The organism is Paenibacillus sp. sgz302148, assembly GCF_056120465.1.
This window is the reverse complement of sequence record NZ_JBVYOJ010000004.1, coordinates 92,157-111,927: the sequence shown is the minus strand read 5'-3', so window position 1 is coordinate 111,927 and position 19,771 is coordinate 92,157. Positions and strand designations below refer to the sequence as shown.

Sequence of the window (19,771 nt, the reverse complement as noted above, 5' to 3'; positions counted from 1 at the left end):
GAAATGGCAGTTCAAGCGGGAAGCAGCACCAACATCATCCTGCGCCTGGAAACCGATAAACAAAAAATATCGTTCGGCCAAATCGTCACGGCGATCGGCGACGCCGGCGGCGACATCGTTGCTGTCGACGTAAGCCGCGCCGGCAAACAAAAGACGATTCACGATATTACGGTGACGATCGATCCGGCGTTTTCCGCGCGGATCGTTACGCGTCTCGGCGAGCTGGACGGCGTGAAGGTCATTAATGTTTCGGATCAGACGCTGCTGCTGCATCTTGGCGGCAAAATCGAAGTATCCTCCAAACTTCGGATCAAAAACCGCGATGATCTGTCGCGAGTTTATACGCCCGGCGTCGCTAGGGTCAGCATGGCGATTCATGACGACCCGTCCCGCGCTTATTCGCTCACGATCAAAAGAAATACGGTTGCCGTCGTTTCCGACGGCACTGCCGTTCTTGGGCTCGGAAATATCGGGCCGCTTGCGGCGATGCCGGTGATGGAAGGCAAGGCGATGCTATTCAAGCAGTTGGCTGACGTCGATGCGTTTCCGATTTGTCTGGACACGCAGGATACGGAAGAAATCATCGAAACGATCAAGAGGATTGCACCCGCTTTCGGCGGCATCAATCTCGAGGACATCTCCTCGCCGCGCTGCTTCGAAATCGAGCGAAGATTGATCGAGGAGCTTGATATTCCCGTTTTTCACGACGACCAGCATGGAACGGCCGTTGTTCTGTTGGCTGGCCTGTACAATGCGGTCAAGCTTGTCGGCAAACGGCTCGAAGACTGCAAAGTGGTATTATGCGGCGTCGGGGCCGCAGGCATCGCCTGCACGAAAATACTGCTGTCGGCGGGCGTCTGCGACATTGTCGGCGTCGACCGTTGCGGCGCGCTGATGCGTGGGGAATCGTACGAGAACGAAGCGTGGACGTGGTACGCGGAGCATACGAATCCGTACATGGCAACAGGATCGTTATCCGACGTCATCCATGGCGCCGACATTTTTATCGGTGTTTCCGGCCCGGGAATTTTGAAGGTAAGCGACGTGAAGAAGATGGCTGCCGACCCGATCGTTTTTGCGATGGCGAACCCGACTCCGGAAATCGCTCCGGAAGAAGTGGAGGGCATCGTGCGCGTCATGGCGACCGGCCGTTCGGACTATCCGAACCAGATTAATAATGTATTATGTTTCCCCGGCTTGTTCCGGGGCGTGCTCGACTGCCGCGCTTCGCGCGTGACCGAATCGATGAAGCTGGCGGCGGCCAAAGCGATCGCATCGGTCGTGACTGACGAAGAGTTGAACGAGCAGTACATTATTCCAAGCATCTTTAATCAGCAGGTGGTCGAAAAGGTGCGGACGGCCGTCATCGAAGCCGCATACGAGTCGAAGGTGGCGCGCCGCCGGGACATTCGCAACGAGGAATTAACGAGCGCGAATGCGTAGTTGATGAAGCCGGAGGGAAAAGGACATGATCAAAACGGAAAAGCTGACGGGCGTATCATACAAGGCAGTTCAAATAAACGATCCTTTCTGGACCCCGTATATGCATTTGGTGCGGGACGAAGTGATTCCCTATCAATGGAATGCGCTGAATGACCGGATCGAGGACGCGGCGCCGAGCCATGCGATCGAAAATTTTCGTATCGCCGCCGGCGAAGCGGAAGGAGACTTCTACGGATATATTTTTCAAGACAGCGATGTAGCCAAGTGGCTCGAAGCCGTCGCATACAGCTTGGCATCGTCTCCTGATCCGGAACTCGAGCAGTTGGCCGACGAAACGATCGAATTGCTGGGCCGAGCGCAGCAGGCAGACGGTTACTTGAATACGCATTTTACGATCAAATATCCAGAGCGGCGCTGGACGAACGAACGCGACAATCACGAAACGTATTGCGCCGGCCATTTGATCGAAGCGGCTGTAGCCTATTACGAGACGACAGGCAAAGTGAAGCTGCTCGACATTGCGTGCAAGCTTGCGGATCATATTGACACCGTATACGGCAAAGAAGAGGGCAAACTGCGCGGGTATCCCGGCCATCAGGAAATCGAGCTGGCGCTCATGCGGCTGTATAAAGCGACAGGCATCGAACGCTACTTGAGGCTGAGCCAATTTTTTATCGACGAGCGAGGAACGGAACCGCATTATTTCAAGCTGGAAGCGGAAAAACGGGCCGAGCTGTTCGGAAGGGAATCGCTGCTCAGAGAAGGCTACTACAACTTATACAAATATAACTACGAATACAATCAATCACATTTGCCCGTCCGGGAGCAGCTTCATGCTGTAGGTCATGCCGTTCGTGCGGTGTACATGTATGCCGGCATGGCGGACGTGGCGGCGGCGACGCAGGATCCAACGCTGATCGAAGCCTGCAAGCGGCTGTGGGACAACGTTACCGGGCGGCAAATGTATATTACCGGAGGCATCGGTTCCAACCACGACGGCGAAGCGTTTTCGTTCGATTACGATTTGCCGAACGATACGGCCTATACGGAAACTTGCGCGGCGATCGGGCTCGTATTTTGGGCGCACCGGATGCTGCATCTGGATCCGAACGGCAAATATGCCGACGTGATCGAACGCGCATTGTATAACGGCACGATCAGCGGGATGGCGCTCGACGGCAAAAGCTTCTTTTATGTCAATCCGCTCGAAGTATGGCCGGATGCATGCAAACGTCCGGATAAAATGCATGTGGAGCCTGTCCGGCAAAAATGGTTCGGCTGCGCCTGCTGCCCTCCGAATATCGCTCGGCTTATCGCGTCGCTTGGCCAATATATTTATTCGCAAAGCGAGCAAGCGGCGTATGTTCATCAATATATCGGCAGCGAGACGAAGCTTGAAATTGCCGGGCGTTCCGTTCGGTTGTCGCAACAAACGAATTTCCCGTGGGATGAAACGATCGAGCTTTCCGTTTCACCGGAGAACCCAGGCGAGTTTACGTTGGCCGTCCGGATACCGGGTTGGTGTGAAGGCGCATCCGTTCATGTCAACGGGCAACCGATCTCGGTAGAAGACGCCCTGCATAATGGCTACGTCATGATCAAGCGCGTATGGAAAGCCGGGGATGTACTGCGGATCGTCCTGCCGATGCCTGTCGAGCGCATCCATGCCAACCCGAATGTTCGCGTGAATGCAGGCAAAGTGGCGCTGCAGCGCGGCCCGGTTGTATATTGTTTGGAACAGGCCGACAACGGTGCGATACTGCCGGATATTTCGCTGCCGGAGTACGCCGAGCTCGAAGCCCGATTTGAACCGGGCTTTCTTGGCGGCGTCACCGTCATTACGGGAGAAGCATCGCGAGGCGATGACTTCATTCCGGACGAATCCTTATATTCGAAAAAGAAACGAAACAAAAGACCCGTAACGATGAAAGCCATTCCGTATTATGCTTGGGCAAACCGTGGAGCGGGAGAAATGCTGGTCTGGATTCGGGAGAACTAGGGGCAGCCGAACGGTTGCATGAGGAGGACAAATGAAATCGTATACCAATGTGAAACCCAAAATCGATTGCGTTGCAAATTCTTTTGAATTGAGCGACGTGACGCTGCTCGACGGTCCTTTCAAGCATGCAATGGAACTGAATAAAACGTATTTGCTTGAACTTGAACCTGATCGTCTGCTCGCCAGATTCAGAGAGTACGCCGGATTGCAGCCGAAAGCGCCTCAATACGACGGCTGGGAAGCGATGAGCCTATCAGGCCACACCCTCGGACACTATTTGTCCGCCATTACGATGCTCTATGTATCATTAGGCGAAGCCGTGTTCAAGGAACGCGCCGATTATATCGTGGATGAGCTGGAGGAATGCCAACATGCACACGGCGACGGCTATGTGTCGGGTATCCCGCGCGGCAAGGAGATTTTCCTCGAAGTGGCCTCCGGCGATATTCGCTCTAAAGGGTTCGACTTGAACGGCGGCTGGGCGCCATTATATACGCTGCATAAACTGTTTGCCGGTTTGCGCGACGCTTATCGTTTGGCCGGAAACGAGAAAGCGCTTCGCATCTCCTTGAAGCTCGCCGATTGGCTGGAAGGCATATTCTCCAACTTGACAGCCGAACAGATGGAGGACATGATGATTTGCGAATACGGCGGCATGAATGAAGTCATGGCCGATTTGTATGCCGATACGGGCGAAGAGAAATATATGAAGCTCGCGGATCGGTTCTGGCACAAGGTTGTGCTGGATCCGCTGGCCGCGCATAAGGATTGCTTGCCTGGGAAACACGCTAATACGCAAATTCCGAAATTAATCGGGCTGGCCAAGCAATACGAACTGACGAACGACGGCAAGTACAAGTCGACGTCCGAATATTTTTGGGATCGCGTCGTACACCATCATTCGTATGTGATCGGCGGGCACAGCTTCAACGAATATTTCGGCGAGCCGGACGAGTTATCCGACCGAATCGGGCGCACGACAACCGAAACATGCAATACTTACAACATGCTGAAGCTGACGCGGCATCTGTTTCAGTGGAACGGCAATGCAAGAGAAGCCGATTATTACGAGCGGGCGTTGTTCAACCACATCTTATCGTCGCAAAATCCGGATAACGGGGACATGTGCTACTGCTTGTCGTTGGACATGGGCGGATATAAAGACTATAACAAGCGATTCGAGGATTTTACATGCTGCATCGGAACGGGGATGGAAAACCATGCGAGCTACGGCAACAGCATCTATTTCCATAACGCCGGGAGGTTGTATGTGAACCAATACATCCCGTCCGTGCTTCGTTGGGAAGCCAAAGGGATCGAACTTCGGCAGGAAACACTTTATCCGGAGGAGGATCGCATCGTATTGGGTTTATCCTGCAAACAAGCTACATCCTTTACTCTGAACATTCGATATCCGTATTGGGCGGAACAAGGCATCGAAGTTAAAGTGAACGGTCAGCGGCAGTCGTTTGCAAATGCCTTTCCGGGAAGCTTTATCGAAATCGCCCGCATCTGGAACGACGGCGATATCGTCGAAATCAAAATTCCGATGACGCTTCGTTTGGAGCGGATGCCGGACAACTCGAATCGGGCTGCCGTTATGTATGGCCCGTTGGTGCTTGCAGGCGAATTGGGGCCGATGGATGATCCGGAAGCGGCGAACCATCTCTACACGCCGGTTTTGATCACCAATGACATGCCTTTGAACGAATGGCTTGAGCCCGTTTCCGGCAAATCTGCGACTTTCCGTACGAAACATGCCGGATATCCGCGCAACGTTGAACTTTACCCCTTCTACCGAATGCATAACAAAATGTATACGGTGTACTGGGATCTGTTCACGGCCGAGTCATGGGAGAAGGCGGAAAAAGAGTACGTGATCGCAAGGGAAAACATGCGGATATTGGAGCAGTGCACAGTCGACTTTGCCCAGCCGGGCGAAATGCAGCCGGAGCGAGACCATCAGTTCCAAGGCGAAATTACGGGCGTAGGCACGCTCCATAATCGAGCGTACCGATACGCCGGCACGGATGGCTGGTTCTCCTTTGACTTGAAAGTGAACCCGGAAACCGAGACGATGCTCGTCGTTACTTATACGTCGGCCAAAGAAATGCCGGGGTGCGAGTTCGATGTTCTCTTGAATGGGTCGGTATTAACCGAGGCGGCTGAGGGCATGAAGGAAACGAATAAGTTTTACAATGTAAATTATAGTATCCCGAAGGCAAGCATTGGCGGGGAAGACAAGGTTTCCATTACGTTCCGGGCCCACGCGGGCCGCAGAATACGAAGAGTGTTCGGTTTGCGTATCGTAAGCAAGGAATTGTACGAACAGCTGGGTATACGATCATAACGAAATGATATTTGTTACTCCGAAAAGGAGGTCCAAATGAAGTTTCAGAATTTTGCCTATCAAAGACCTGATATTCAAGCTTTGGAGAAAGCGTTCGATGAACGTATACATCGGTTTGAGGCGGCGGAGAGCATTGAAGCTCAGGATCGAATCATGAGCGAGATTCATGCGCTTCGCAGCGAATACGAATCGACGTGTGAAATTGCGCAAATCCGTTATACGATCAATACGAACGATCCTTTCTATAAGGGAGAACAGGATTTCAACGACGAATCGCGACCGATCTACCAGGGTATCATCTCCCGCTATTATAAGGCATTGGTTGAATCTAGGTTCAGAAACGAGCTGGAGCGGAAATGGGGCAAGCAGCTGTTTCGCATAGCGGAAATTTCGCTCAAAACCTTTTCGCCGGACATCGTCGAAGACCTGCAGCTGGAAAATAAGCTGTGCAGCGAATTTACGCAGCTGCTTGCTTCGGCCAGCATCCTATTCGACGGGGAAAAGAGGAATTTGCCGCAGCTGACCCCGTTCGTTCTCTCCACAAACCGCGATACGCGAAGGAGGGCGCTTGAAGCAAGAACTTCCTTCTTTGCGGAGCATGAAGCCGAACTGGATGACATTTTCGACAGGCTGGTCAAGGTGAGAACGACGATTGCCCGCAAGCTCGGCTACCGCAATTTTGTCGAGCTCGGATATGCCCGAATGAACCGGACGGACTACAATGCCGCCGATGTTGCGAACTTTCGCGATCAGGTTCGCCGGCATATCGTCCCCGTCGCCATGAAATTGAAAGAACGCCAGCGGAAACGGATCGGGGTAGACTCGCTCCGTTATTACGACGACGCGTTCAGCTTCAAAACGGGCAATGCGAAGCCAAAAGGCGGTCCTGACTCGATTGTGGAACAAGCCAAAAAAATGTATGCCGAGCTTTCGCCGGAGACCGGCGCGTTTTTCGTGATGATGACCGACAGCGGACTCATGGATCTACTCAGCAAACAAGGCAAAGCCGGCGGCGGATATTGCGCGATCATCAGCAAATATAAAGCGCCGTTTATTTTCGCCAACTTCAACGGGACGTCGGGCGATATCGACGTGCTTACACATGAGGCGGGACACGCTTTTCAAGCTTATAGCAGCCTGCATTACCAAGTGCCGGAATATTGCTTTCCGACGGCTGAAGCTTGCGAAATCCATTCGATGAGCATGGAATTTTTCGCTTGGCCTTGGATGCACCTGTTTTTCCATGAGGATGCTGATAAGTACAAATTCAATCATATGAGCGAGGCGCTGCTTTTCATTCCAAACGGAGTTGCTTACGACGAGTTTCAGCATTATGTGTATGAAAATCCTGATGCGTCGCCAGCGGAAAGAAAAAGTGCCTGGAGGGAAATCGAGAGAACGTATGTGCCGTATCGCAATTACGAAGGCAACGACTTCCTGGAACGAGGCTGCACCTGGCTGTCTAACGGCCACGTGTTCACGATTCCGTTCTATTACGTCGATTACACCTTGGCGCGCATTTGCTCCTATCAGCTATGGAAAAGATCGAACGAAAACAAGGAAGCGGCGTGGAACGATTACATCGCCTTATGCAATGCGGGCGGCAGCCATTCGTTTCTAGAGCTGCTCGAACTCGGCAACCTGATCTCGCCGTTTGCCGACGGCTGCGTCCAGTCCGTCATCGGCGACATCGAACGCTGGCTCGATCAGGTTGACGATGGGCAGTTGTAATAATTGAAATCGGAAAGGAAAAACGAAACCGATGAACGAACGCATACGCAACCTTAATGACTATATGGATCAACTCCAATTGGATGCCATCATCATAACGCTGCCAAAGCATGTTTATTATTTGACCGGATTTTCGTCGGAGCCTCATGAACGGTTTCTCGGTCTGATTTTGCCTGAAGGTGACGAGCCCTTTTTGCTTGTGCCGGGGCTAGATCTGGAAGCAGCGAAGGAAGCATGTCCGATGATGCGCATTTATTCCCATAGTGATACAGAGAATGCTTATGATGTGCTGAAACGATGCTTGGGCCGTGCCGTTCATCGTTTAGGCGTCGAAAAAAGCCACCTGACGGTAAATCGATACGAAGCGTTATCGGATGCGCTCGGCGCGAAGCAATATGTTGACGTGGAAGCGCCTCTGCGCGAAATGCGCGCGATCAAATCGTCGGACGAAATCGCCAGGCTCAAGAACGCCGCTAGTCTCGTTGAGCAGGTGCTCCTTAACGGCTTGAAGCATGTTACCCCCGGCGTTCAGGAGATGGATATCGCTGCTGAATTGGAATACGCGATGAAAAAGGCGGGCGTCGGTCCGGCGTTTGCGACAACGGTTCTGTCCGGCGAAAAATCGGCGCTACCGCACGGGGCTACGGGCAACCGGATCATTAGGCCCGGCGATTTGCTGCTATTCGACATGGGCGTCGCGGCTGACGGCTACCTTTCCGATATTACGCGGACTTTTGCCGTTGGGGATGTTAACGCGAAGCAGAAAGAAATATACGAAACGGTGCTTGTAGCCAACGAGCAGGCGATTGCGTCCGTCCGGCCCGGGGCGGTGCTGGCCGATGTCGACCGCGCCGCGCGTCAGCACATCGAGCAACGAGGCTATGGTGAATACTTTACTCATCGCGTAGGTCATGGTCTCGGCATCGAGGTGCATGAATACCCTTCGGTTCACGGCGATAATCAGGACGTGCTGCGCGCCGGCATGGTTATTACGATTGAACCGGGCATCTATTTGCCGGGCATCGGCGGCGTCCGAATCGAAGACGATGTGCTTGTCACCCCAACCGGCGTCGAGCTACTGACAATGTTCCCGAAGCATTTAACGGTCATCGGTTGAGTGGGCGCCTCTTCATTTGACGGTTCGGCCGAATCGCATTACAATAAACGAAGTTGAATCGCCATGATGAAGAAAAGGATCGGGAATGATGGACTTAGGTACGAAAATTCGCAAAATCAGAAAAGAACAGCATCGCAATCTGGATGAAATCGCCGGCATTTGCGGCTTTACGAAGAGCTTGTTATCCAAAATCGAAAACGGGAAGACGGTCCCGCCAATCGGTACGCTGATCAAAATCGCCGATGCGCTGGGTACGAAAATTTCGGTGCTGCTGGACGATCACGAAGAGGGCGGCACGGTACTGACGACCAAGGAAAACGCCGACCGCAAGCGAGTCAAAACACAAAAGGGCTATTCGTTCTCTGCTTTGGCCGTAGAGCGTCAAGACAAGCTGATGCAGCCGTTTTATTTTGTCGCCAAAAAAGGCGAAACGCCTAAACGTACCGTGTCGCATATCGGCGAAGAATTTATTTATGTGCTGGAAGGCAGCATGAAATACAAGGTAGGCGCTGTGGAGTACACGTTAAATCCCGGAGATAGTCTTTATTTCGATTCGGTGGAGGATCATCTGTTTACGCCGATCTCGGACGAGGTCCGCTACTTATCCGTATTTTGTTCGGCCAAAGGATAGTATACAAAAAAAGTCCTCTGATGTTCATGATCAGGGGACTTTGCTTCATTAGGAGATTTGTTCGGTCGATTCGGTTGTATCCAAGCTCGCATTTGGTTTGATTGTCAAATGCTCTTCGCGAAGCTGAAAACTATTTTTCTTCGGCCAATATACAATTTCGGTGCCCAGCAACATTTCCAAATCGGTAAGATGGATATAAGTCCGGTGCTGCTTGATCATGGGTTTGTACTTCAGCTTGACGGTTTTTCCGTCGACGACGGCATCGATGCTGCCGGGATGAATGCTGATTTTGGATTTTCCGTATTGGATCGACACTTCGCCGCCTGGCTGAGCAGCAATGGAGCCGCCGAGTTGATCGACGGCATCCTTGAGTACTACGCTGTCAAATAAGGGTTTGACCGTAGATACGGATTTTACGATTTGTTGCCAAAGCTTATTCGGAGAGATGGTCGGGTTGCCACCGTTAATCCGCGGAATTTGCATCGTATCGACTCCGCGCGTCGCCATGCCCCCTTCGGTTGTGAAGGCCATCGTATAGCCTTCCGCCTTCAGTACTTCAATGGCGGTTTTGCTGCGCAAGCCATATGGATAAGCAAGCGCGTCGATCGTTTTGTCGGAGCTTGCCTGGAGCGATTCGGTGCACGCCTTGATATCGGCTTCGATCCGCTTTTTGTATTGCTCCTCGGTTTCCTTCTTGCCCTTGATTTCGATCGGGCCGGACAGGGCGCTGGTGCGCGCTCCCGGTTGCTTGTAATGAAGCATATTCGTATGACACTGCATATCGATGAAATTCGTTTCGGTCGTCATTTCGCGAATTTGCTTGCTCGTCAAATGGCCGAGAACGCTGTTCCGGTTATGATCGGTATATGCCGTTATAACGAAATTGACCGCCGGTACCGATCGTTTCTTCAATTCGGGATATGCGTATTGATAGAAGCTTTCGTACCCGTCGTCGAACGTGACGAGCACCGCTTTCGGAGGCACCGAAGCGCCGCCGAGGAAATCCCGGAATTCTTTGAGCGTAATAAAGTGAAAGCCCTTCTTTTGCAAATAATCGATTTGCTCCGTGAACAGCTTCGGCGGGATGATGGCAGAGCCTTTTTGCGTAGGATGAATATGATGGTACATCAATACGGCGACCTGATCCTCATAATAATCGGTTCGGGCGCTTTTGGCGTTCGAGCTTAAAAGCAGCGGCAACAGCAGAATCACCGCGAAAACGGCTGCCCAGGATCGTACTTTTCTCATAAAAACGTTCTCCTCAATTTGGGTAATATAAGTTAGTCCATGCTTTGAATAATGAGCAGCAGGCCGCTGCGAATCGTAATTTCGCCGACCGGGTCGACGAGCACGTTGCTAATCCCAAGCGATTGACCTATCGATAACGTAGCATCGCGAAGCGGATATTGAAAGCCGCTTAACGTGATGCCGGTTACCTCGGACGTCAAGGGGAGCAGCGAAACTTGATGGAACCGGCTTTGCTTCACCTTGGCGCTGCGGTCGATTAACGTGATTTCGTTGTTCTCGTCCAGAATGCTTGCCTCAATATTCAACTTCAAACACCGGAGCAGCAAATGAACATTGGCTAGCGAATGGTCGAACCGGGTGCCAAGGGCTCCGATCAACACGATTTGCCGCGGATTTTGCTTCACTGCCAGTTCAAAAGCCATTTCGGTGTCGGTGAGATCTTTCAGAATCGGATCGCACCCTATTGTATGACGACTGAGTCGTTCAATTAGTTGCATTTCCTGCTCGGAAACGGAATCAAAATCTCCGACTGCGATATCCGGCGTATAGCCATGGGTTGTCAAAAATAACGCGCCGCGGTCTGCGCCGATTAAATAATCGTCCGGCCGTATTGTTTCGAGTGCCCAGCCGCCCAATCGGCCGCCGGTAAAAATAAGGATGCGTTTGTTCATCGTTTTTCGTAACTCCAGCTTGTTGAATTTATCGGTATAAGTATATATCCAATTGTTGTATCTTGCCAGAAAACATTTATTGAAATCCAAGAAAAGCTTTAGTTTTTCCCCTCGCTTACTCTTATATTACTTCGTAAACGGCATGCCGATAAAGACGGTAGTAGACTTTTACCAGTTAATATAAATATGGATTGAAAAATTCAATAAAACGCGTACAATGAGTAACGGCATCATGTTTCGGCGTATTAGAAAAAAGAGGGGTGCACGGGTTGGATATCGACGTATTTTATATTTTTAGCATTATCGGAACGATTGCTTTTGCTGCTAGCGGAGCGGTTGTCGCCATGGAAGAGAAATACGACATCCTGGGCGTGTTCGTCCTAGGACTCGTGACGGCGTTCGGCGGCGGAGTCGTCCGGAACTTGCTGATCGGCGCGCCGGTATCGTCGTTATGGTCACAGGGCCCGCTGCTCAAAACGGCGGTCATCTCCATGCTCGTCGTCTTCGTGCTGCCGAAAATCTGGATTCACCGCTGGCGACGGAGCGAGGTGTATTTCGATGCGATCGGGCTTTCCGCTTTTGCCATTCAAGGAGCATTGTCAGCATCGCAGATGGGACATTCGACCAGCGCGATTATCGTTGCGGCCGTATTAACCGGAAGCGGCGGCGGCATTATCCGCGACGTGCTCGCCAGCAGAAAGCCGCTTGTGCTCCGGGATGAGATTTATGCCGGGTGGGCGATTCTTGCCGGGCTGATCATTGGACTCGGCTGGGCGAAAACGCCGGTTGAACTCATTGTTTTATTTTCCGTTGTCGTTGTGTTTCGTATGCTTTCCGTATACTATAAGTGGAAGCTTCCGCGCAGATCGATTTATCCGGCGGATGCCAAACCTTTGAGAAAATCACGATCTGAATCCGAAGCACATCACATATAGGGGGAGCTTGATATGATATCCGTTTTGTTCGTTTGTCTTGGCAATATTTGCCGATCGCCGATGGCGGAGGCATTGTTTCGCAGGCTGATCAAGGAAGAACATCTGGAAGACCGGATCCGGGTCGATTCCGCGGGAACGGGAGATTGGCATATCGGCCATCCGCCGCATGAAGGAACGAGAAAAATATTGGACCGTCACGGCATCGATTATTCCGGCATGAAGGCGCGGCAGGTCAAACGGGAAGATTTTGCCGGCTTCCGCTATATCGTTTGCATGGACAGCAAAAACTTGCGCGATGTGAATGCATTCGCCGAAAGCGCCAATCATTCTTGCATCATGAAGTTTATGGATTTATTGCCGGAGGAACAGAACGCCGATGTTCCCGACCCCTATTATACCGGCAACTTCGAAGAAGTGTACCGGATTGTGGAGGCAGGCTGCCGAAGACTGTTGGACCTGATACGGGAACGCGAAAACCTATCTTGAAAGGGGGCATAACCGATGAATCAATCGATGCTCAAGCTGAAGCTAGTTTCACAGGAGCTGCTGCAAGAGCGGCTGGAGACGGTCAAGACGGTTTTGCAATCCGAAACGGAAATGTACGAGGTGGCCAAAGACGGCGAAACCGGCGAGCACTATTTGCATTATGCCTATTTGCATATTCATGTCGCGGGAGACGGCAGCAAGGAATTTTTCCATCAGCTGATGCCTTTGGAAACCGACGACGTGCTTGCGATCGTACTCGGGGAACAGCCGTTTACGTATCCCGATCACTGGAGCAAGCCTTTCTTGCGTAACGGACCGGACGGAAACTATGTCTGGTTTGATCCGGGCTATGGAGATCATGCGGACGATGACGAGCGGGACGGCGAGAAATTAAAGGAAAAGCTGCAAGCGTTCAAGCATGAAGGTTCCTACGATGCCGAGACGATTCAGAAGCTGTTTAAGGATTTGGACGATTTGTGGAAAGATCGATAAAGTCGATAAAGCTGATAAAGCTGACGTGAAAAAAGCGATGCTGCGGAAAAATTGCCGCGGACATCGCTCTTTTATTTTGGTTCGGATTGCCCGATTGGAATACGTGTTGGGGATCAGCCCAGGAAATAAGTAATCGCTTCGGGCAGCTCGTTTTGCCAAAAGCCCCATAAGTGTTTACCGGGTTTTTCTAAGTATCGCACCGACGCGCGTTTGCTGACGAACAGCTCATAAGCTTCGCGATTGAATCGCAGAAAATCGAAGGTGCCCCGGTCGGTCATCACTTCCGACTCGTTCAGCCCGATCAGCATGTACAGCTTCAGCCACGACAAATCGAAGGCTTGGGCGATTCGTGCTTGGGTAAGCGGGTAAAAAGCGCCCGACAACGAGATGACGCGTTGGAACAAGTGCGGATATTCAAGAGCGATATGGACCGAAACGCTGCCGCCGAGCGAATCTCCGGCCAATATGCGCTCGTCCGCGCTGCGGCGGATCGGATATTTCGCTTCGATATGAGGAATCAGTTCCTCGGCGAAAAAATAACGGTAAGCCTCGAACCGTTCCCCTTCCGGCGCATATTCGGAAGTGCGGATTTTTTTGTCGACATCGACGCCGACAACGATGAACGGCTCGATCCCTTCATCGAGAATCAACCGGTTCGCATGGGTGGCGATTCGCCCGAAATTGAAAAAGTCCTCGCCGTCCTGGCAGTAAATGGCCGGGTACGTGAGCAGCTCGTTATACCCTGGAGGAAGGTATATTTTCACATCGCGCGGATTTCTTTGGTTTATCATGAGAGAGCCAACCTGCTCTTTGATGATCGTTCTTTTGTAATAACGGGAATCGTCCATGGACGCGGCCTTCTTTCGTTGATTGATTTATGAAGAAATTGTGTACAATAATGAGGATTTGTTTGCATTCCGTAAAGGAATTACACCTGTTGTATTAATCTGTACCACCTATTTAGTCTATCTGTTATATATACAAAAAACAAAAGAAATCTTTATTTTTCAATATATCTTTTGACCAAAACGATTAAACAGGGTTATAATAATTCTATAACAGAAATATGAAGGTTTTTCAAATTCAACTTTGAGGTGAAGGAAATGAGCAAGTTGCCTTACGAAGTGCAGACGGAAAAAGTTCAACCGTTAACTGTGCTTTCTCCGGACGGAGAAGTTATTAACGAAGCGTATATGCCGAATTTGAGCGACGACCAATTTAAAGAATTGATGCGCCGCATGGTATTTACCCGAACTTGGGACGAGCGTGCCGTTAACCTCGGACGTCAAGGACGCCTTGGCTTCTATGCGCCGGTTTCCGGCCAGGAAGCATCCATGGTCGGCAGCGAATTCGCGCTCGACAAGGAAGACTGGGTTTGCCCGGGCTACCGCGACATGCCGCAAATCGTATGGCATGGATTGCCGTTATACCAAGCTTTCTTATATTCCCGCGGCGATCAAGGCGGCGGACAAATTCCGGAAGGCGTTAACGTACTGATGCCGCAAATCATTATCGGCGCGCAAATTTTGCATGCAACCGGCATAGCGATGGGCCTGAAAAAACGCGGCAAGAAAAATGTCGTCATCACCTATACCGGAGACGGCGGATCGTCCGAAGGCGATTTCTACGAAGGCATGAACTTCGCAGGCGTATTCAAGCTGCCTGTTATCTATGTTGTGCAAAACAACGGGTATGCGATCACGACGCCATACTCGAAACAAACGGCAGCCCTCTCGGTTGCGCACAAAGCAGTTGCTGCGGGTATCCGCGGCGTGCAAGTCGATGGCATGGACGTTCTTGCCGTTTACAAAGCGGTATCCGAAGCTGCGGAACGCGGCCGTAACGGCGAAGGCGCTACGCTGATCGAAATGCTGACGTACCGTTTCCGCCCGCATTCGATGGCGGACGATACGACGAAATACCGTACGAAAGAAGAAGAAGGCGAATGGGCGCCAAAAGATCCGCTCGTGCGCTTCGGCAAGTTTTTGGAGAAAAAGGGACTGTGGTCCGAAGAAGATACGAACCGCGTGAAAGAAGAGGCAAAAGCCGCTGTTGCGGAACATATCAAAAAAGCGGAAGCAGCGCCTAAAATGACGATTGCGGGCTTGATCGACTCGATGTTCGAGCAAACGCCGCAGCATCTGGAAGAGCAAAAAGCCGATTTCGCTTAAGGCGAACGGGTTATATATAGCAGCACGAAGTAAGTACGACACGGCAGAACGGAAACATGAGCATTGAAGGAATTGAAGGAGGAACTTAAGCGATGGCTCAGATGAATATGAAAGAAGCGATTAGAGACGCGATGCGCGTTGAACTGAAACGCGATCCGAACGTGCTTTGTTTCGGAGAAGACGTCGGCAAGGTCGGCGGCGTATTCCGCGCAACGGAAGGATTGCAAGGCGAATTCGGCGAAGACCGCGTGTTCGATACGCCGCTGGCGGAATCGGCGATCGGCGGCTTGGCGGTTGGACTCGGAATTCAAGGCTTCCGCCCGGTAGCCGAAATCCAGTTTGTCGGATTTATCTACGAAGCGATGGACCAAATGTTCATCCAAGCGGCACGGATGCGTTACCGTTCGGGCGGCCGCTACAATGCGCCGATCGTATTCCGCACGCCGTTCGGCGGCGGAGTTAAAGCAGCCGAGCTGCACACGGACTCGCTGGAAGGCTTGGCATTGCAAACACCGGGGATCAAAGTCGTCATCCCTTCGAACCCGTACGATGCCAAAGGCTTGTTGATCTCGGCGATCCGCGACAACGACCCGGTATTCTTCATGGAGCATTTGAACTTATACCACGCGTTCCGCGCCGAAGTACCCGAAGGCGAATATACGGTGCCGATCGGCAAAGCGAACGTCGTGCGCGAAGGTTCGGACGCTACGATCATCACGTACGGCATGATGGTGCATACGTCGATCAAAGCTGCCGAAGAAATCGAAAAAACGCGCGGCGTGAAAGTCGAAGTCATCGACATCCGCACGCTGATGCCGCTTGACATCGATACGATCGTCGCATCGATTCAAAAGACGAACCGCGCGATCGTCGTGCAGGAAGCTCAAAAAACGTCCGGCGCTGCGGCGGAAATTATCGCTCAAATCAACGAAAAAGCGATCCTGCATCTGGAAGCTCCGGTGCTTCGCGTAGCCGGACCGGATACGGTGTATCCTTTCGCGCAAATCGAGAACGCTTGGCTGCCAACTCCGGAAAGAATCGTTGCGGCTTTAAATAAAGTTCTGGAATTTTAATCGATACAACAAGCAATGAGCGAATCGAGGAGGGTTTGGCGTGGCTAGATTTGAATATAAGTTCCCCGAGCTCGGCGAAGGGCTGCATGAGGGCGAAATCATCAAAATGCTCATCAAGCCGGGCGATACGGTAACCGACGAAGATATTATTATGGAAGTGCAAAACGATAAAGCGATCGTGGAAGTGCCTTGCCCGGTTAACGGTAAGGTGCTGGAAGTGCTCGTGAAGGACGGACAAGTATGCACAATCGGGCAGCTTGTCGCGGTCATCGAAGCCGAAGGCGACATTCCGGAGCAAGCGGACCACGGCGCGGAAGCGCCGGCTGCAGCTGCACCGGCTCCAGCCACTCCTGCGGCGGCGGCACCTGCGGCGGCTCCGGCTGCTGCGCCAGCTGCAGCAACGGCTGCCGCTGCGCCTGCGACAGCGAAGCAAGTGCTTGCGACGCCAAGCGTGCGCAAGTTTGCCCGCGAGCAGGGCGTGGCCCTCGCGAGCGTGCCCGGCACGGGCAAAAACGGGCGCATCACGCGCGAAGACGTGATGCAATTCGCAGCCGGCGGCGCGGCAGCACCGACGGCTGCGGCTCCGGCTGCGGCTGAAGCACCTGCCGCAGCAGCTGCTACGGCGGCGCCTGCAGCACCGGCGCCGGTATCCGGCGACCGCGTCGAAGAGCGCGTGCCATTCAAGGGCATTCGCAAAGCGATCGCGAATGCGATGGTCAAATCCGTTTACACGGCGCCGCACGTGACGCTGATGGACGAAGTCGACGTGACCGAGCTTGTCGCCCTGCGCGCCAAAGCGAAGCCGATCGCCGAGAAAAAAGGCGTGAAGCTGACGTACCTGCCATTCATCGTCAAAGCGCTTGTCGCGGCAGCTCGCCAATTCCCGGTTTTGAACGCAACGATCGACGAAGCGGCGAACGAAATCGTGTACAAAAAATATTACAATATCGGTATCGCAACGGACACCGACAACGGCTTGATCGTGCCGGTCATTACCGATGCGGATCGCCGCAATATATGGAACATCGCCCAATCGATCAGCGATCTGGCCGCACGCGGACGCGACGGCAAGCTGGCGCCTAACGAGCTTAAAGGCAGCACGCTGACGATTACGAATATCGGCTCCGCCGGCGGCATGTTCTTTACGCCGGTCATCAACTTCCCTGAAGTTGCGATTCTGGGAACGGGCCGCATTACGGAGAAACCGGTCGTCAAAAACGGCGAAATCGTCGTTGCTCCGGTCATGGCGCTCAGCCTTAGCTTTGACCACCGCATCATCGACGGCGCCACGGCGCAAAACTTCATGAACTACATCAAACAGCTGCTCGCAGATCCAGAGCTGCTCGTTATGGAGGTATAAGCTCATGGTCGTAGGAGACGCTTCACTCGATATCGATACGCTGGTCATCGGCGCAGGCCCGGGCGGCTATGTAGCCGCCATCCGCGCCGCACAGCTCGGCCAAAACGTGCTCATCGTCGACAAGGATGACTTGGGCGGCGTTTGCGCCAACCGCGGCTGCATTCCGTCGAAGGCGCTCATCGCCGCGGCGCATCAATACGAAAACATGACTCACGCATCGGCTTTCGGCATCACGGCCGAGAACGTGCAGGTCGATTTCAATAAAGTTCAGCAATTTCGCGCGAATGTCGTCAAGAAGCAAGTCGGCGGCGTTGCCGGCCTGCTGAAAGCGAACAAAATCCAGCATTTCCGCGGCGAAGCGATGTTCATCAACGAAAACGAAGCGCGCGTGTTCAACGATCAAGAAGCGCCGCGCTACCGTTTCAAGCATTGCATCATCGCGACGGGCTCGCGTCCGATCGAGCTGAAGCCGTTCCCGTTCGGCGGACGGATTTTGTCCTCGACCGAAGCGCTGACGCTGCCTGAAGTTCCGAAGAGCCTTGTCGTGATCGGCGGCGGCTACATCGGCGTCGAGCTCGGTCAAATGTATTCGAAGTTCGGCGCGAAAGTGACGATCATCGAAGGATTCGACACGATCCTGCCTGGCTTCGAACCGGAAATGACCCAGCTCGTCGCCAAAAACCTGGCGAAAACGAACGTCGACATCGTTACCGGCGCGAAAGCGCAAGGCGCGGTGCAAACCGACAAAGACGTTACCGTGACGTACACGGTTGGCGGCGAAGAGAAACAAGTAACGGCGGATTACCTGCTCGTTACGGTTGGCCGCAAGCCGAACACGGACGGGGAGCTTGGGCTTGACCTGATCAACATCAAGATGAACGAACGCGGCTACATCGAGGTCGACAAGCAAGGCCGCACGAACATTCCGCATATTTTCGCGATCGGCGACATCGTTGCCGGCCCTGCGCTTGCCCACAAAGCAAGCTACGAAGGCCGCGTAGCGGCGGAAGTGATCGCAGGAATGCCGAGCGAAGTAGACTACAAAGCGATTCCGCTTGTCGTCTTCTCCGATCCGGAATGCGCAAGCGTCGGCATCACCGAAGCGGAAGCGAAAGCACAAGGCTATGAAGTGTACACGGGCAAATTCCCGTTTGCCTTCAACGGCCGCGCGGCATCGCTCAATGTATCGGAAGGCTTCGTGAAGCTCGTCGCCGACAAAGCGACAGGACTGCTGCTCGGTGCGCAAATCGTCGGCACGGAAGCATCGAACATGATCGCCGAGCTGGGTCTTGCGATCGAGATGGGCTCCACGCTGGAAGACATCGCGATGACGATCCACGCCCATCCGACGCTTGGCGAAATCGTAATGGAGGCGGCCGAAGTTGCATTGGGTCATGCCATCCACATTCCGAACAAAAAATAATAGTTTACGCAGAACGTTATGCATATGATGAAGAGAGGTCTTGCGCCGTTTACCCCGCGTGGGCCTCTTTTCTCCATTTCAAATCCCGAAGCCGAGGAGTGGCCCAAATGGAAGCTAAACCGATTCGCATGTCCCGTACGGTGATGACACAAATTATTTTTCCGGGAGATACCAACTATTTCGGAACGATGTTCGGCGGCAAGGTGATGGAATATATCGATAAAATCGCCGCCATTGCGGCCATGCGCCATGCGCGGAAAGCGGTCGTGACGGCATCCAGCGACAGTCTCGATTTTCTTGCACCGGTTACGGTAGGCGAAATCATCGAGCTGGAGGCATTCGTCACGTGGACGCATCGCAGCTCCATGGAAGTTTACGTGAAGGTGCAATCCGAAAATTTGCTTACCGGAGAGAAAAAAACGACGGCGACGTCTTACTTGACGCTGGTTGCGATGGAGGACGGTCGGCCTTCGCCAGTGCCGCAGGTCATCCCGGAAACCGAAGAGGAGCTTCGCATCCATCAGGGAGCGGCGGAACGTCACGAGCAGCGCAAAAAAAGAAAAGAGGAGCGCCGCAAGGCTGCCGAATTATGATAGAATAGAGATCTAATGAGTTCTGTAAGATGAATATGACGAGGGGTT

At 52.8% G+C, this 19,771-nt stretch carries 17 protein-coding genes; 14 read left to right on the top strand and 3 right to left on the bottom strand.

All coding sequences use genetic code 11. The features are described 5' to 3' along the window. Positions 1–3: 3 nt before the first annotated feature. The 6 genes from AC0LWM_RS07670 (at position 4) to AC0LWM_RS07645 (ending at position 9,271) form a co-directional block, all read left to right on the top strand. Positions 4–1,443: an NAD-dependent malic enzyme gene (locus tag AC0LWM_RS07670; RefSeq protein ID WP_474674323.1), complete on the top strand. Its 1,440-nt coding sequence runs from the start codon at positions 4–6 to the stop codon at positions 1,441–1,443. A 25-nt stretch (positions 1,444–1,468) separates the two neighbouring features. Further along, positions 1,469–3,442, top strand: coding sequence for a glycoside hydrolase family 127 protein (locus AC0LWM_RS07665; RefSeq protein WP_474674322.1), 1,974 nt, complete (start codon positions 1,469–1,471; stop codon positions 3,440–3,442). Positions 3,443–3,473: 31 nt separating this feature from the next. Beyond that, a complete protein-coding gene (locus tag AC0LWM_RS07660; protein ID WP_474674321.1) occupies positions 3,474–5,792 on the top strand; it encodes a beta-L-arabinofuranosidase domain-containing protein in 2,319 nt (772 codons plus the stop codon). 36 nt (positions 5,793–5,828) lie between these two features. Then, positions 5,829–7,523, top strand: a complete 1,695-nt coding sequence (locus AC0LWM_RS07655) for a M3 family oligoendopeptidase (RefSeq protein WP_474674320.1) — start codon at positions 5,829–5,831, stop codon at positions 7,521–7,523. A gap of 31 nt (positions 7,524–7,554) precedes the next feature. Further along, a complete protein-coding gene (locus AC0LWM_RS07650; protein WP_474674319.1) occupies positions 7,555–8,640 on the top strand; it encodes a M24 family metallopeptidase in 1,086 nt (361 codons plus the stop codon). An 88-nt stretch (positions 8,641–8,728) separates the two neighbouring features. Further along, entirely contained in the window at positions 8,729–9,271 is a 543-nt protein-coding gene (locus tag AC0LWM_RS07645) for a helix-turn-helix domain-containing protein (RefSeq protein WP_474674318.1), read from the top strand. Between the two features lie 48 nt (positions 9,272–9,319). Here the strand turns inward: AC0LWM_RS07645 and AC0LWM_RS07640 are convergent, their stop codons facing one another. Both AC0LWM_RS07640 and AC0LWM_RS07635 read right to left on the bottom strand, forming a co-directional pair. Further along, on the bottom strand, positions 9,320–10,519 hold the full coding sequence (locus AC0LWM_RS07640; protein WP_474674317.1) for a polysaccharide deacetylase family protein: 1,200 nt from the start codon (positions 10,517–10,519) through the stop codon (positions 9,320–9,322). Positions 10,520–10,551: 32 nt separating this feature from the next. Beyond that, a complete protein-coding gene (locus AC0LWM_RS07635; protein ID WP_474674316.1) occupies positions 10,552–11,190 on the bottom strand; it encodes a thiamine diphosphokinase in 639 nt (212 codons plus the stop codon). A 275-nt stretch (positions 11,191–11,465) separates the two neighbouring features. Between AC0LWM_RS07635 and AC0LWM_RS07630 the strand changes: the two genes are divergently transcribed. The 3 genes from AC0LWM_RS07630 to AC0LWM_RS07620 are packed head-to-tail and all read left to right on the top strand — an operon-like array spanning position 11,466 to position 13,103. Continuing rightward, the gene (locus AC0LWM_RS07630; protein ID WP_474674541.1) at positions 11,466–12,125 is read left to right on the top strand and encodes a trimeric intracellular cation channel family protein; all 660 of its coding nucleotides are present in this window, start codon (positions 11,466–11,468) and stop codon (positions 12,123–12,125) included. A gap of 12 nt (positions 12,126–12,137) precedes the next feature. After that, positions 12,138–12,611, top strand: coding sequence for a low molecular weight protein-tyrosine-phosphatase (locus AC0LWM_RS07625; RefSeq protein WP_474674315.1), 474 nt, complete (start codon positions 12,138–12,140; stop codon positions 12,609–12,611). Positions 12,612–12,626: 15 nt separating this feature from the next. Continuing rightward, on the top strand, positions 12,627–13,103 hold the full coding sequence (locus AC0LWM_RS07620) for a hypothetical protein (protein ID WP_474674314.1): 477 nt from the start codon (positions 12,627–12,629) through the stop codon (positions 13,101–13,103). Between the two features lie 113 nt (positions 13,104–13,216). On the opposite strand, the gene AC0LWM_RS07615 is transcribed toward AC0LWM_RS07620, so the two are convergent. After that, positions 13,217–13,951: an alpha/beta hydrolase gene (locus AC0LWM_RS07615; protein ID WP_474674313.1), complete on the bottom strand. Its 735-nt coding sequence runs from the start codon at positions 13,949–13,951 to the stop codon at positions 13,217–13,219. Positions 13,952–14,206: 255 nt separating this feature from the next. Between AC0LWM_RS07615 and pdhA the strand changes: the two genes are divergently transcribed. The 5 genes from pdhA (at position 14,207) to AC0LWM_RS07590 (ending at position 19,723) form a co-directional block, all read left to right on the top strand. After that, positions 14,207–15,274, top strand: coding sequence for a pyruvate dehydrogenase (acetyl-transferring) E1 component subunit alpha (gene pdhA / locus AC0LWM_RS07610; RefSeq protein WP_474674312.1), 1,068 nt, complete (start codon positions 14,207–14,209; stop codon positions 15,272–15,274). Between the two features lie 92 nt (positions 15,275–15,366). Then, positions 15,367–16,347 carry an alpha-ketoacid dehydrogenase subunit beta gene (locus tag AC0LWM_RS07605; protein ID WP_474674311.1) on the top strand — a complete coding sequence of 327 codons (981 nt, stop codon included), beginning with the start codon at positions 15,367–15,369 and terminating at the stop codon, positions 16,345–16,347. Between the two features lie 40 nt (positions 16,348–16,387). After that, positions 16,388–17,707, top strand: a complete 1,320-nt coding sequence (locus AC0LWM_RS07600) for a dihydrolipoamide acetyltransferase family protein (RefSeq protein ID WP_474674310.1) — start codon at positions 16,388–16,390, stop codon at positions 17,705–17,707. Between the two features lie 4 nt (positions 17,708–17,711). After that, positions 17,712–19,130: a dihydrolipoyl dehydrogenase gene (gene lpdA, locus AC0LWM_RS07595; protein WP_474674309.1), complete on the top strand. Its 1,419-nt coding sequence runs from the start codon at positions 17,712–17,714 to the stop codon at positions 19,128–19,130. A 107-nt stretch (positions 19,131–19,237) separates the two neighbouring features. Further along, positions 19,238–19,723: an acyl-CoA thioesterase gene (locus AC0LWM_RS07590; RefSeq protein ID WP_474674308.1), complete on the top strand. Its 486-nt coding sequence runs from the start codon at positions 19,238–19,240 to the stop codon at positions 19,721–19,723. Positions 19,724–19,771 lie beyond the last annotated feature (48 nt).